Source organism: Aestuariivivens sediminis, from assembly GCF_022662105.1.
Taxonomy (GTDB): Bacteria; Bacteroidota; Bacteroidia; order Flavobacteriales; family Flavobacteriaceae; genus Aestuariivivens; species Aestuariivivens sediminis.
On the sequence record NZ_JAKMCP010000003.1, the window covers coordinates 216,708 to 231,130 of the forward strand.

Consider the following 14,423-nt stretch of genomic DNA (forward strand, 5'->3'; position numbering starts at 1 on the left):
ACCTTAATTAGTTGGATATCAATACGTTTTAATCGGGTTAAGACCTTAAAGTGTTCGGTTATGATACACCTTGTGTGCGAAACCGATACATTTTTACTGCACCACAAAATAGTCGCTTATATTTATTAGAAAGGGTATTGAATTTCTTAAATTTGACTGATGCTTCTTAAAAATGCTAAAATATTAATCATTGATGACGATGAAGACGTGCTCATAGCGTTGCGTCTGTTGTTAAAGTCACTAGTTCATAAGGTAACTGTAACCACGAATCCAAATACCATTCACGACCATATTCAAAAGGAAACCTACGATGTGGTGATTCTTGATATGAATTTTAATGGTTTGGTGAATACAGGAAACGAGGGCCTTTACTGGCTTAATAGGATAAAAGAATTAGATTCAAGTATCGATATCATTTTAATTACGGCTTACGGAGATATCGATCTGGCTATTCGATCTTTAAAAAAGGGGGCTTCTGATTTTTTAGTAAAACCCTGGAAAAACGATAAGCTCATAGAAGCTTTAAAAGCAGTAATTCATAAAAAAAAGGGGCCTTTAAGCAAGACGAGTCTCAAGTTCAAGAAAGAAACAAAAATAGTTGGAGAAAGTGAGGTGATGCAGGATGTGTTTACCAAGATATCCAAAGTTGCCCCAACAGATGCGAATATTCTCATATTAGGAGAGAATGGCACCGGGAAGGACTTGATTGCACAGGCCATTCATGCGAATTCACTTCGGAAGGACAAACCGTTTATTAAGGTAGATGTGGGAGCACTGACATCCTCTTTATTTGAAAGTGAACTTTTTGGGTACAAAAAAGGTGCGTTTACAGGTGCTAATGAAGATCGTATTGGACGTTTTGAGGCGGCTAATGGAGGCACCCTGTTTTTAGATGAAATAGGAAATATCACCTTAGGACAGCAAGTCAGGCTCCTTAGTGTTTTACAAAACCGTCAGGTCATTCCTTTAGGCTCTAATGATGCCATTGATCTGGATATCAGACTTATTTGTGCAACAAATTTGGGTCTCAGTGATCTGGCCGATGAACATAAGTTCAGGAAGGATCTTATTTATCGCATCAACACTGTTGATATTATTGTACCTCCTCTAAGGGAGCGCGGTACAGATATCACCCTTATCAGTCACCATTTTATAGATCTTTATGCTGAAAAGTATTTCAAAGATCCCTTCAAAATGAGCCCTGAATTCATAAAGAAGTTAAAGGCACATTCCTTCCCGGGCAATGTGAGGGAATTGCAGTATGTTTTAGAACGTTCTGTAATAATGGCTGAAGGGAATGTCCTGAATGAAGACGATCTTGTATTTTCTGCTATTGAGCGCAACGCACCAATAACTGCCAATAAAACGGTAAATCTGGAAACCTTAGAGAAAAATACGATTTTGAAGGTTATTGAAGACCATAATGGTAATATTTCAAAATCTGCAAAAGCATTGGGTATTACACGTACAGCATTATATCGTAGACTCCATAAATATGATCTATAAGTCATTCTTTTTCTTTCTTATGATGAGGGTTATTTTGCTATTACTGGCAGTTACTGTGATAGCCTATGGGATAACGGATCAACATAATTACCTCATTATTGGAGGTCTTATAATCACATTAATTCTATGTTACAATTTATATCAACTCGTAGCGAAACGCTTTGTTGAAATAGATGATTTCTTTGAAGCCGTAAAATACCGAGATTTTTCGCGCTGGTTTAATGAAGAGCAGGGAACCCAAGATATTCGAAAATTACATCGTGGATTCAATATAGTTAACAAAACGTTCAAAGACATTAATAACGAGCGACAAGCACAATTTCTCTATTTGCAGAAAATCCTTGAAATGGTAGAGGTAGGTATTGTTGCCTATAACCTTGAAAATGGAGATGTGCTATGGGTTAACGATTCTATTTTAAACATTTTAAATCTCCCTTCATTTAAAAATATTCGCTTTGTTGAAAAACGTCGTCCTCAGTTATTCGAACCACTTTTTGAGACCTACCATACCAACGATCGCTCGATGACTTTGGAAATGAAAGATGAACAGTTAAAAGTATTAGTCTCCAATACTATTTTTCAGATGGATGAATCGGCATACAAGCTCATAGTACTTCAAAATATTGAAACCACACTTAATAAAAATGAATCTGAAGCCTGGAAAAAATTGTTAAGCGTGATGACTCATGAAATTATGAATAGCATAGCTCCTATATCGTCTTTATCTGAAACACTGCATACTGAAGTTGAATCGAAACGTAACCATCCTGAAACTTACGATTTGAACTTAGAAGATCTCAACGCCGGTATTTTAAGTATTAAAAAGCGGAGCGAAGGGCTAATGAAGTTTGCAAAGACCTATCGCACACTGAACAAGGTAAGTCAGGTATCAAAATCCAGAATATTGGTGAACGATTTGTTTGAGAGCATTCGAAATTTGTTGATCCCTTCTCTAAATCAAAAAGAAATTACATTAGAATTTAAAAATGCAAATCCAAAATTAGAAGTTGACATCGACGTGCATTTAATCGAACAGGTCCTGATTAATCTGATCCTTAATGCCAGGGATGCCTGTGAAGGGATTGCGAATGGAAAAATTAGTGTTTCGGCTGAGAAATTCAGGGATGGTTTACAGATTAAGGTTGCCGACAACGGCATAGGTATCCCTTCTGAAATTCTGGAGACCATTTTTGTGCCGTTTTACAGCACCAAAAAGACGGGCAGTGGCATAGGTCTCAGTCTTTCCAAGCAAATAATGATGTTGCATAATGGGCGCATTCAGGTACAGAGTATTGAAGGCCAAGGCACCGTAATGAGTTTGCTCTTTTAATTGCGTTAATATTACTTTTCATGTGTGGTCCATATGTTTAGGAGACTGGTGTTTAGAACTGCAACGGGATAGTTCATAAAGTAAATAAAGGAAACAGGAATTCTAGATTAATCTGTAGAATAGGGTTTGGAGAGCATCGCAATGCACAGGAAATCTCGTGAATTATTTTTTTAAAAGCGGATAAACGGCCTTGAACACGTCCTCCTCAACCTGATAAAAGGTCGTTTCTTTACCATATTTATAGGCTAATTGGCTTCCGTTTGTAATAAAGACAATACCACTTCGCGTTTGGGTGTTGAAATACATATCACTTAGAAGTCCATAGGCAATTCCCGGGTGACCAGCCATGGTCCGGTCTTCAAAAATGATATCAGATTGCGCTGTATTGGTAATACGGTGAATTCCCAAACCATAGGATAAATAAAAGTTATTCCATGTGTTACCGTTATGACCGTCATATTCCCAATGACTTTTTAGCATCATGCCCACGGATGCTTTGGATATGATGTGTTTGCCCTTTATGCTTCCCTCGTTTAAAAAAAGCATGATGATTTGGGCAAGATCTTCGGCGGAGGCCCTCAGGTTTCCCTGGGGTCCAAATAGCAACCCATTTTGACCAGGTTTATACCCATCATACAAGCGCCTGGGCGGTTTTTGTCCTTGGTAATCGTCTGTCTGAGGCGTCCATTTACCATCCATGAAACGATAAAGAACCGCCAGATCATCAATGTCATCAACATATGCCGGATCAAAATCGGCATGCATCCCCATAGGATTAAAAATATGGGCTCGGCAATAGGAATCGAAGGTCATTTGACTTACGATCTCTATAACCGATGCAATGATGCCCCAAGTGGCGTTCGTGTAATTAAAAAAGGTTCCCGGAGCATGGTCGGAAAAGAGATCATCTGAAAAATAAGCCCCATCAAGGGCAAATAACGCTTTGATGGCCAATTGCTCACTGATCATGTTCTTTGAAAAATTAACATAGCCTTCACCATCCGATATGCCACTGGTATGGGTTAGTAACTGATGCAGTGTAATTGGTATATCGGGGAAATTCGGGTTCCGTAATTCCCAACCCAAATAATCACTGACATCATTATGCAAATGAACCTTTCCTTTTTCCATCAATTGCATCAACGCAATGGTAGTCACGGTTTTAGAAATTGAGGCCACTCTGTATTTGGTATTCGAAGTCACCTTGCTACCACTGGCCACATTTGATAGTCCATAACTTTTATGCCACTGCACTTTCCCGTTATCAATGAGAAGCACGGACATGCCCATTAATTCATTTTTATTGAATATCGCTTCCAGGGTCGTATCAATAGCCTGTTCCTTTTGTTCAACTTTCAATGTATTCGATACTGATCTTTCCTTACATGATAGAGTAAAGAGCATAATAGTTAAAATAAATAGTAAAGTAGTTTTCAATCTATGTTTCACTTTATAAAATGATTCAATAAAAATACGAATAGTCTCAAGAATAAAACGATTATTACTTTACCGGAAGGAGAAACTTCAACTTTTGAGGCAGTATTTGGATACGCACAGGTGTATAGCCAATAAATTCGCCATCAATTTCAATCGGACAGGGCCTATCATTGTGATACACATCTATGCTTCTAACGGTATCATAATGTACTTCAGGATGTTTGATCATTTCACCTCTTTTTATTCTTCCCAAATTTTTAAAATAATCCAGTAAAGAGACATTACCTATGTTCGTAATGTTTAATGTATTACTATGGATATTGGCTTTTGGAGCAATGCACAGACCATATCCAAAATACGGACCATTACATATGGCAAGCGTTAAAATTTTGCCATTAAACATATAGTCCCCATCAACCTTTAGTTCCGGTTTTGAGTATTGAATTATACCACGCAGTATCGCTAAGGCGTACTTTACTTTGCCCGAAATAAACCTCGTATTCTGTTTTAAAATGGCCTGGGTTACAAATCCACCAAGACCTATATCGGCAATATTTACAAATCTTTTTTTTAACACTGTTTTCTTATCCAAACCTTTAACAATTCCAAGATCAATGCTTTTATAGCTATCATTTTTAATCAGATTGAAAAGAAAATGCGCATCAAATTGTAGTTCCTGTCCTCTTGAAAAATCATTGCCGGTACCATAAGGCAGAAGCCCCGTTATAACCTTTGATGACAGGTCTATACCATTTATGACTTCATTTAAGGTGCCATCCCCGCCAACAGCAATAATATAGTCAAATGTTGAGACGTTCTCCTTGGTTATTATGGTGGCATGTCCGGAATATCGCGTTATTACCACCTCAACCTTTGAAAAAAAAGTGTGATTTGAAAAAAAGGCTAGAATAGTCCGTAGTTTTTTACTTTGCTTTTTAGCTCCATTTACGATAAAGAGGATACGTTTCAATTAATATTATAAAATGAGATCAGACTAAACAAATGTAGACTTTTATAATTTGATTCATAAATTATTTACTTATACACAAAGTAATATATTGATTATCAATACTTTAAAATTTTAAGGTGCAAATGTGGTACAATTAAACTAAAAATTGACCAATTTAAATTAATACATAATGTAAAACATTGAAGAACTGTCATTCCATTGATTATCGATAGTGATCTCATATGCCACGTATTCGTGTCTATTTACAATTAAACAAATTATTAATACATCTTTAATTGTGATTCCAATAATGGCTATAAAATAAAAAGTGAAGCTAAGACAAAAAATAGGAGTTAATATTTACGTATTCCATAATAGGATATCCTAATGAACTGATATTTATCATTGTCATCCGAACCTTTTAAATTTAAATTTATAGTATAGCTAAAAACTGTTATGAAGCGTAAAATACTATTACCTACGGATTTTTCGAAAAATGCATGGCGAGCAATAGTTTATGCATTGGAATTATTTAAAAAGGATCATTGCAATTTTTATATCCTACATGCATTCTCTTTACAGGGGTATTCTATTGAGAGTCTAATAGCTATGGAGCCCGGGAGTGAAGCTTATGAAACCGCAAAATTGGATGCTCAAAATGATTTAGCCAAGGTGTCGGACATGCTCGCTTTTAAAGATTATGATAATCCAAAACATCATTTTGAGTATCTCTGCACCTTTGGTAACGTGGTAGAAGTCATAAAAAATGTCGTCGAGGAAAAGGATATCGACATGATCATTTTGGGTACCAAGGGGAAATCGGCATCAAAAACAAAACTATTGGGAAGTGTAGCTATTGATGTCATGGAAAAAGTAAGAAATTGTCCGGTACTGGGTGTTCCCGAAACTGCTCAGCATCATTTGCCGAAAGAAATCGTCTTTCCTACCAGTTACAAGACTCATTATAAAAAAAGGGAACTTCAGTTTTTGATAGATATCGCCAAAACATCGGATGCTGCTATTAGAATTATACATATGACTACCGAAGATAAATTAAGTGATAAGCAACAAAGTAATAAAAATCTTTTGGAAGAATACATTCAAGATATTCCCCATACCTATCATATACTTAGTCATACCAACATTCCAACGGCCACTAATTGTTTTGTTGAAAGCAGAGGAAGCGACATGGTGGCATTTATCAATAAAAAGCATATTTTTTTTGGCAGTATACTAACCCACCCATTGGTCAAAGAGATTGGACACGATACTAAGGTCCCGCTATTGGTAATGCACGACTTAAGAAACTAAAAAATTATATTTATGAAAGTAGGTGTTTGGATTGATAAAAAAGAAGCCATCATTGTCACCCTGAATCATGAAAAAGTACGGTTGAACACAATATTGTCTAATATAGAATTCTTTCACGTTCACGGTGGCTCTGGGACTCGCCTTAAAGGAGGACCGCAAGATGTCGTTCAGGACAGAAAATATCTAGAACGCGAAAAACATCAAATGAAAAGATATTTTGATGACATCATCTCAGAAATTAAGGAAGCCAATACAATTGTAATTTTTGGCCCTTCTGAAATGGGTCAAAAACTACACAAAGAAATAGAATTGAACCATAACGTTTTGGCAGGTAAAGTTGTTGAGGTTGCAAAAGCCGATAGTATGACTAAAAACCAGATTAAAACTTGGGTTCAATCTTTTTTTAAGGCACACAAACTTTAGTCTAGATTTAGATGTATTAAGAATTATGGAATAGTTTGGCATAAATGCCATTAAATCTGTAATTAGTAGGTTGAAATTTTAATCAGTCAAACCAGAACCACTGTAACATTATACTAAGTGTTTTGGTATAATATAGGAAATAATATATGAAAATAGACATCAAAAGTAAAGATCATAATTGCTGTCATATTTACTTCAAAATAATCCGAAACCAAAATATGCCTGAAACCTAGGGTATGGCCTCGGATTATCACTTAGTATTATTCATCATGAACTCCAAAACAAACTTTGGCATTTACACGATATTCTACAATTTTATTGTCCTTTATTGTCGCCTGCATGTCCTTAACATAAACAGACTTAATGTCTTTAACCGTCTTTGACACCTCCTTAACAACTTGTTGTACGGCATCTTCCCAACTAACGGTTGAGTTTCCCAAAATTTCTAATACTTTTAATACTGACATAGCTTAAAATTTAACTGATTAATAATTCCATTAAATTAAAGGCTTCATATCGGATATAAAATGATATGCATCATTAATAGTCTTTTTTAATCGTAAATTTATTATCAACAGAAAACTAGTTATTACTCAAGTCTAAACGTTATGAGGACATTAATTTTAGCACCATTTCAATATTTTCAAGAGTTGCTAAGTGAGTACCTTTACTCATAATAGTTGCAACACCACATGCTACCCCCATTTTTAATATTTCTTTTGGTTCATAACTCTTGTTAATTCCATAAATAAGACCAGCTACCATACTATCTCCTGCTCCAATAGTACTTTTTACCTGAACTGACGGAGTGGATTGATAAAATAACCCCTCTTTACATGCTAAAAAAGCCCCTTTTACTCCTAAAGATACCGCAACATATTTTGCTTTACCAATATTAATAAGTTCCTTTGCAAAGTTTTCTTGTTCAATATTAGATAAGAATTCCTTTCCAGCTAATTGAGCCAATTCCCTTTGGTTTGGTTTTATTAAATATACTGGATGTTCAAGTGCTCTAATTAACGAAGCTCCAGAAGTATCAATTATTATTTTAGGTTGTTTCTTTGAAAAATATTGTATTAATACAGAATAGGTATTGTGGGGTAAATTAGATGCTAAACTTCCACTTAAAATTAAAAAATCTCCTTTGTTTAAATGCTCAGAGATGGTATTTTTAATCAATTCAAGTTCATCCTCTGAAAGTTTATTACCAGGCATACCAAAACGGTATTGTAAATTGGTTTTAGTATCTAAAACAGCTAAATTTTCACGAATCCAATCTTTTATTGCAATTGGGTTCGGTCTTAGGCCTTCCTCTTTAAGCAATGTCGTTAAATAAGCTCCTGTATCTCCACCTGATGGATAAACACAATAACTATCTAATCCCAGTCTCGTTAAAAGTCTTGAAACATTAATCCCTCCCCCTCCTGGTTGTTGGCTGATGGAATGACATATTAATTTACTACTAGGAACTAAACCATCAACTTCGGCGTTTTTGTCTAAAGCCGGATTTAGTGTTAAAGATGTTATATTCAATATTTTATATTTTTATTGGTAAACTTTAGATCTTCGATTATTTTGAAGATTTTGCTAAACACCTTTCTAGGGTAGTCAATAAATCTCTTTCTTTGAAAGGCTTGGTAATGTAACCGTCAGCGCCAAGATTAATGCCATAATAGATATCTCTTTCCTCAGTTTTAGCTGAAAGAAATATGAAAGGAATTTCGAGCGTTGCATCATTTTTTGATAAATGATCTCGAACAACATAACCATTCATTTCTGGCATTACTATATCACAAATTATGATATCTGGTAAATGTTCCTTGACTTTGTCTATACCAGATTTTCCATTGGCAGCTGTGATAACCCTATAACCTGAAAGTTCCAAGAGTTCTGCTATATTCTCTCTCAAGACATTGTCATCTTCAATCAACAAAACAGATTTTTTCAAGGATCTTGAATATTGAAGTTCAATATTTTCTTTTGAAAAATACCCTTTTTTGTGGAGTTCGGTCATTTTCACTTGAGGGATTTAAAATTATTGAAACTCTTGATTCATTAAGAATGAGAAGCTTAAGTAAATTTACGAAATTCGCAGGTAAAATAATAGTCGGCATAAAAGATTCTGTTCATTAACGTTAATATTAACTGAACCCTCATTTATTATTAGCTGTTTGGTTTCTTGGTCTTTTTAAATTGAATGATTAGTTATAATAAGACATGGCCCCATAGCATGCGGCACCTAATAATGGTGTTTTTTCATTTAAAATAGCTTTTACTGGAACCATTTCCAATAGTTTATTCAAACGACCAGACTGAATAAAGTTTGTTTTGAAAATGGTTTTGTCAATCCCTTTAATTATTTTAGGAACAATACCCCCACCAATGAAAATTCCACCAATAGCGTTCATTTTTAATGCAAGTTGTGCTGATTCTGCTGCAAGAAATTTTGTAAATAAATTAAGGGTTTCTATACAAATAGGGTCTTTTCTTTCCATAGCTAGCTTTGTAATTAGTACAGAAGGATTTTCGCTTAACATTTTTTGTTCAATATCTTCAGGTACAGATTCTCTTTTATGCATTATCAGAAATTTATAGATATCATAAATGCCTGGGCCAGATATTACCCTCTCCCAACTTACATGGTTATATTTTTTATGCAAATATTTCCACAGATCCATTTCTAGTTCATTTCTGGGGCTAAAATCACAATGACCACCTTCTGAAGCAAATGGATGATAATGTGTCCCATCCCAATATAAACCAACCTCACCAAGCCCTGTCCCTGGCGAAATAATTGTCGCATTTCCAGATATATTATTTCCTTTAAAGATGACCCCTAATTCCTTTTTTCTTAGTACAGCAAGTCCATACGCATTCGCTTCCATATCATTTATAATTGATACAGAACTTATTTGAAGTTCTTTGGATATTTCTTCCCAATCTATTAACCAAGGAAAATTGGTTCCCTGTGCTTTACCATTAATAACGGGACCCGCTACACCCAGGCATACACAATCAATTTTAATTGGGATGTCATTTTTAAAATGATTAAAAATTTCTAATAGTGAATTATATTCTTTAGTAGCATAAAGTCTTTCATTCAACGTTATCAACATTCCTTTACTTGCCTGAAAAAGAGCTAGATTGGTCTTTGTTCCACCAACATCAGCAGCTAAAACATTGCAGTCTTTATGGATAATAGTATTTCTTCTTCGGAAATAAATTGGAAATAGTGGTTTATCATATAGATAGGTCTCTTTGGTTTTTCTTGCCATATTTTTAATGTTTATAATTTGTTAAAGATTTTAGACTTTTAATAGCAATTTTTAGTGGTGTTTTGGTGGAAAATAAATTGGAAGCATTTAAGAAATTAATATAAATATCCATTAGTAACCAATAGCTTTCAAATTGCTTCTGATGATTGATCCTCGACAACAATAATCTGTTTGTTTTGGTCATCATTCGAGACTTCCTAATATGAGATTTCAAAGGACTCTGAATTGTATATATGGACTTTCCCGAAGGTTATTCAGATGTTAAACATTCAATTCTTATTTAATTTTTTTTGGTATAATTTGTTCTTGCTCTAATGATATTATTATAGCCGTTACATAATTTTTTATTGTTGAGGCGATTTTTTTAGGATTCACAATATCATATGAAGCTACCCAGACTAAAGATTTGTCATTATTTTCTTTTAAGTTATATAATGAGGCCTCTACATGATATACTTTGTATTTATCGTAATAACCTTCAACTAGATAAATGTCTTGGTAAAGATAGTAGTAGCGCCCAAAACGTCTCCAATAATAATCTTTATAAAGTCTATTACCACTATAAGAAGTTCTTTCATCGATGCCTTTTACTACAGAGATTAAAATAGTATCAAAACCTCCATTATTAAGTTTTTGAATTTCGCGCTCGATATCCTCTTCATTTTGCTTTAAATTTGTAAATGTTTGGTCAAATTCATCGTAGCTTTCAACCGCATAAACACCCCTGTTTTTGAGTTCATTGGTTAAATCTTCCTCGAAAATTTTCCTTGCTGTTAAATTATCAGTAACACCAATAACCAATACTTTTTTAGGCTGATAATTAGCATGTTCTTTACTTACCCATATGTCTATCACTTTTGCAGAAGAACAGCTTAAAATAAATAAGATTAAGAATATATAATAAATCGTTTTCATGCCTAACCTTTTATGGAATAAATAAAGGTATATTAAGAGGTCAAAATCAAAAATGATATATATCAGACTAATAAGTTTAAATTGATTAACATCTTTGATTATTAATGCTTTAGCTAATTATTAAATGTCGAAATCTAATAATGGCTTATATTTACAATAATGAATTTTGGCATTGTTCCAGCCTTATTAACTTTTCTTCAACTTTAGAATTTATTCACTGTTTCTGAGCCACTATGCGATTAACTTAACTATTTGAATTATGAAATTATAATGCCTTATCATATGATAAGGCATTATTGAAATTAAAAAATTAATCAAGCGTATTCCGGATATAATTTAACTTTAAGTTTGTTTTCAACATGTGTTACACCTGGTGCCCAGAATGCAGCTTTACGGGCCTCCTCTTTTTCAGCTATGGAATGAACCGTACCAGTTAATTCTACAGTTTTACCTTTAATTTTAACGTTTATGTTATTAGCATCTATAACAGCCGATCTTTCAAATGCTTTAGTGATTCTATCCTTAATGTCATCGGGTTGTATCTGTTGTCCCAACTTTAAATTATTTGTGATACCGCGAACACCATTAATATTCTGTATCGCTTTTCTTGCAGCTTCTTTTTGAAAGGACCAATCAACAGTACCGGATAAGTACACCTGCCCATTTTCCACTTTTATGGAAATTTTGTCATCTGGTACGGAGGTATCCCACTTTAAAGTATTAACCACATTTTTAGCAATATCGGTATCCGATTTACTAAATCCCGGGCTATAATTTATTTCAATGTCTTCGGCTACAGCTTTTACGCCATATACTCTTTTAGCAGCATTTTCAGCAGCTATTTTTTTAGAATAAGAGTCAACTACTCCAGTTAAAGTCACTACGCCGTTTTCAACAATAACGCCAATCTGAGTTTCATCAATGCTGGATTCCCATTCTAATTCATCGAGCACATCTTGCTTGATTTGTGAATCTGTTCTCATGATATTAATATTTTAGTTTAAATTAATTATTGAATATAAACGGCTTTTTTGGATTTTAAAATGATCCCCATCAGTCTTAATTTATTAAATTAAAAGATCCGTTTTTTGATTTTAGATTTTAAAGGCTGCATTTCCAACATTAAAAACTTTTAAAGACAAGAGATAATAAATACCTTATGTTTGTTATAAAGGGTCTTGAATCTAAAAATTTTTTAGTTAGATATATCACTATTTTTATATGGAAACAAACAAAAGCTTATAATGAAAATCACCATTGCCAATGATATAAGTCATTGTTTTATGATGCCTTTTTATTGTATATTTATTACGCTAAACAAGAGATAAAAGGCAGACTGTAAAGTCAAACTGAATATTCATTGTTTCTTTGAAATTCTTGATGATCATGGATTATTTAGGTTGGGATAGGAAAAATGTTGTTTAGTTAGAATCTGGTAGTCTTTGGACTTAAGGATAAAGCTAAAATAACTGTAGTTTAGAATTTAAACTTTTACTTTACGGTAAAATTTTGAATAAAACGGGAATCTATGCATTCCCGTTTACTGTTTTTAATTGTACATATTTGATATTTTTTGCAAGTCTTGAAATTTAAGAATTTGGATTTTGGTGCCGTTGGTTTTTATAAGTCCTTCATTCCGAAATTCAGATAACAATCTATTAATAGTCTCTCTTGCAGTACCAATTAATCCTGCCAGATCAGATCTTGTCAAGCTTATAGAATGTTTATTATTAGGGGATTCATTAAATTTTTTATCTAAGTAAATTAAGGCATCAGCCAATCGTCCCCTTACAGGTTTAAATGCTATGCTTGAAGCCTTGTTTTCCAATCGTCTAATGTATTTAATCAATCTTTTGAGCAATTCTTCAAAAAGTTTAGGATGATTCCACAGAACTTCCTGGATATCCCGTTTATAAAAAAAATAAATATTACTATCTTCCAATGCTACGCCTGAACAATTGTGACTGGTTTCTAAATATAAATCAGAATAACTTAAAATATCTCCAGGGGTTGCAATATGCGTAATAAAGTTCTTTCCGCCACAAGTGGTTCTGGTTACCTTAACTTTTCCTTTTTTGATAAGGTAAATTCCTTGAGGAGAACTTCCTTCAAAATAGACAAACTGGCCTTTCTTAAATAATAGGGTTTCCCTGTTTTTAATATACTCCAATTCCGCTACATGATGATATCGTTCTTCTTTTGGAAGTAATTCATGATTATCATATTTCATTGGAAATAGCTTATAAGGGGGGTTTAAAACATATTTGGAATATATAGGATTCGAGCCATTTAAAAAATGATTGTGGTCAGTTTCAAGTTTAGTTCATTTGGGATAACACTGAGGCGATTAAATAGCTGATTCATATACAAAGACCAACATATTGTCCAAAACATCAAAATATTAAAACTTTTATAAAGATTATTGCAAAGTGGATTATACCAATTAAAAACTTAAAACTTAATGCCTTTAAAATTTTCAGGTTTTCTACAATTGACTTAAGATTTCACATCAATTTTAAAAGATACTTTGAGTATAATTTATTCATCAATTAATCATTCAGTAATTATAATACCAAGTCTTGGTTATTCAATTACTCAGAATTGGGAGTTAAATTTTACAGGGCAATCATTTTTTGAGTTTGAAGACTATAAAACATTAGGGAATAGGGCTTTTATTAGATTCCGAAAGAGGTTTTGAAAATATATAATGATAGACAACTTGTCTTTTTGTAAATCAATTGAAGGTAGAATGTATCATTCAAAATTCTGCTATGATTTCCAGCGAGATCGAATATATAATGGTGTATGTTTCATGCGCTAATGTGATTTAGTAAAGATCTAAAAAGATATGCAATTCAATGAGAAGTTTTCGTTTTCTGTATTTAGTCAGAATATGGTCAAAATTTTCTTTCAATTCTTCAAATATTTAAATAATTCCAGAGTCAGTAAAATTAAGCTTGAGCCAATTAGTGAAAAAATAAAATGATTTAGACCTGAAAATTCAAAACTGAAAATATTTTGTAAAAATGTGATACAATTATATTAAAAATTGACCAATTTTAATTAATACAAGTCCCTTTGTTATTTATAAAGATTTACTTATCTATCTAACACTCATTTTTTATTATAAAGTCATTTCTTATAACAAAACACATGTCTGGGTGAATTTCTTAGGTTTTTTAAAAAAATAACTTTAATAATTAAACTTAATAATCCATCATTAAATTGAGGAATATCATTTTAGTGTTTTAAGTCTTGGTGTATTTTTAATAGTATA

13 protein-coding genes are annotated in these 14,423 nt (G+C 33.2%); 4 read left to right on the forward strand and 9 right to left on the reverse strand.

The window, feature by feature from the left end:
* Positions 1-159 precede the first annotated feature (159 nt).
* Both MR054_RS08860 and MR054_RS08865 read left to right on the forward strand, forming a co-directional pair.
* Complete coding sequence (locus MR054_RS08860; protein ID WP_242157561.1) at positions 160-1,506, forward strand: sigma-54-dependent transcriptional regulator; 1,347 nt, start codon at positions 160-162, stop codon at positions 1,504-1,506.
* A 19-nt stretch (positions 1,507-1,525) separates the two neighbouring features.
* On the forward strand, positions 1,526-2,836 hold the full coding sequence (locus MR054_RS08865; RefSeq protein ID WP_338081516.1) for a sensor histidine kinase: 1,311 nt from the start codon (positions 1,526-1,528) through the stop codon (positions 2,834-2,836).
* 162 nt (positions 2,837-2,998) lie between these two features.
* On the opposite strand, the gene MR054_RS08870 is transcribed toward MR054_RS08865, so the two are convergent.
* Together MR054_RS08870 and MR054_RS08875 are read right to left on the reverse strand one after the other, a co-directional pair.
* A complete protein-coding gene (locus tag MR054_RS08870) occupies positions 2,999-4,195 on the reverse strand; it encodes a serine hydrolase domain-containing protein (RefSeq protein WP_242157563.1) in 1,197 nt (398 codons plus the stop codon).
* A 142-nt stretch (positions 4,196-4,337) separates the two neighbouring features.
* A complete protein-coding gene (locus MR054_RS08875) occupies positions 4,338-5,243 on the reverse strand; it encodes a diacylglycerol/lipid kinase family protein (RefSeq protein ID WP_242157564.1) in 906 nt (301 codons plus the stop codon).
* A gap of 435 nt (positions 5,244-5,678) precedes the next feature.
* Here MR054_RS08875 and MR054_RS08880 point away from each other — a divergent pair, with 435 nt between their 5' ends.
* Both MR054_RS08880 and MR054_RS08885 read left to right on the forward strand, forming a co-directional pair.
* Positions 5,679-6,533: a universal stress protein gene (locus MR054_RS08880; RefSeq protein ID WP_242157566.1), complete on the forward strand. Its 855-nt coding sequence runs from the start codon at positions 5,679-5,681 to the stop codon at positions 6,531-6,533.
* 12 nt (positions 6,534-6,545) lie between these two features.
* Entirely contained in the window at positions 6,546-6,956 is a 411-nt protein-coding gene (locus MR054_RS08885; RefSeq protein ID WP_242157568.1) for a hypothetical protein, read from the forward strand.
* Positions 6,957-7,216: 260 nt separating this feature from the next.
* Here MR054_RS08885 and MR054_RS08890 read toward each other — a convergent pair whose 3' ends face one another.
* From MR054_RS08890 to MR054_RS08920, 7 genes are all read right to left on the reverse strand, one after another.
* A complete protein-coding gene (locus MR054_RS08890) occupies positions 7,217-7,423 on the reverse strand; it encodes a dodecin family protein (protein ID WP_242084904.1) in 207 nt (68 codons plus the stop codon).
* Positions 7,424-7,562: 139 nt separating this feature from the next.
* Positions 7,563-8,489 carry a 1-phosphofructokinase family hexose kinase gene (locus tag MR054_RS08895; RefSeq protein ID WP_242157570.1) on the reverse strand — a complete coding sequence of 309 codons (927 nt, stop codon included), beginning with the start codon at positions 8,487-8,489 and terminating at the stop codon, positions 7,563-7,565.
* A 37-nt stretch (positions 8,490-8,526) separates the two neighbouring features.
* Positions 8,527-8,970 (reverse strand): response regulator, encoded by a 444-nt coding sequence (locus tag MR054_RS08900; protein ID WP_338081517.1) that lies wholly within the window; start codon positions 8,968-8,970, stop codon positions 8,527-8,529.
* Between the two features lie 187 nt (positions 8,971-9,157).
* Positions 9,158-10,231, reverse strand: coding sequence for a glucokinase (gene glk / locus MR054_RS08905; protein WP_242157571.1), 1,074 nt, complete (start codon positions 10,229-10,231; stop codon positions 9,158-9,160).
* A 276-nt stretch (positions 10,232-10,507) separates the two neighbouring features.
* The gene (locus MR054_RS08910) at positions 10,508-11,146 is read right to left on the reverse strand and encodes a hypothetical protein (protein WP_242157572.1); all 639 of its coding nucleotides are present in this window, start codon (positions 11,144-11,146) and stop codon (positions 10,508-10,510) included.
* Positions 11,147-11,460: 314 nt separating this feature from the next.
* Positions 11,461-12,129 carry a BON domain-containing protein gene (locus MR054_RS08915; protein ID WP_242084911.1) on the reverse strand — a complete coding sequence of 223 codons (669 nt, stop codon included), beginning with the start codon at positions 12,127-12,129 and terminating at the stop codon, positions 11,461-11,463.
* Positions 12,130-12,695: 566 nt separating this feature from the next.
* Entirely contained in the window at positions 12,696-13,376 is a 681-nt protein-coding gene (locus MR054_RS08920) for a Crp/Fnr family transcriptional regulator (RefSeq protein ID WP_242084912.1), read from the reverse strand.
* Between the last annotated feature and the right edge of the window lie 1,047 nt (positions 13,377-14,423).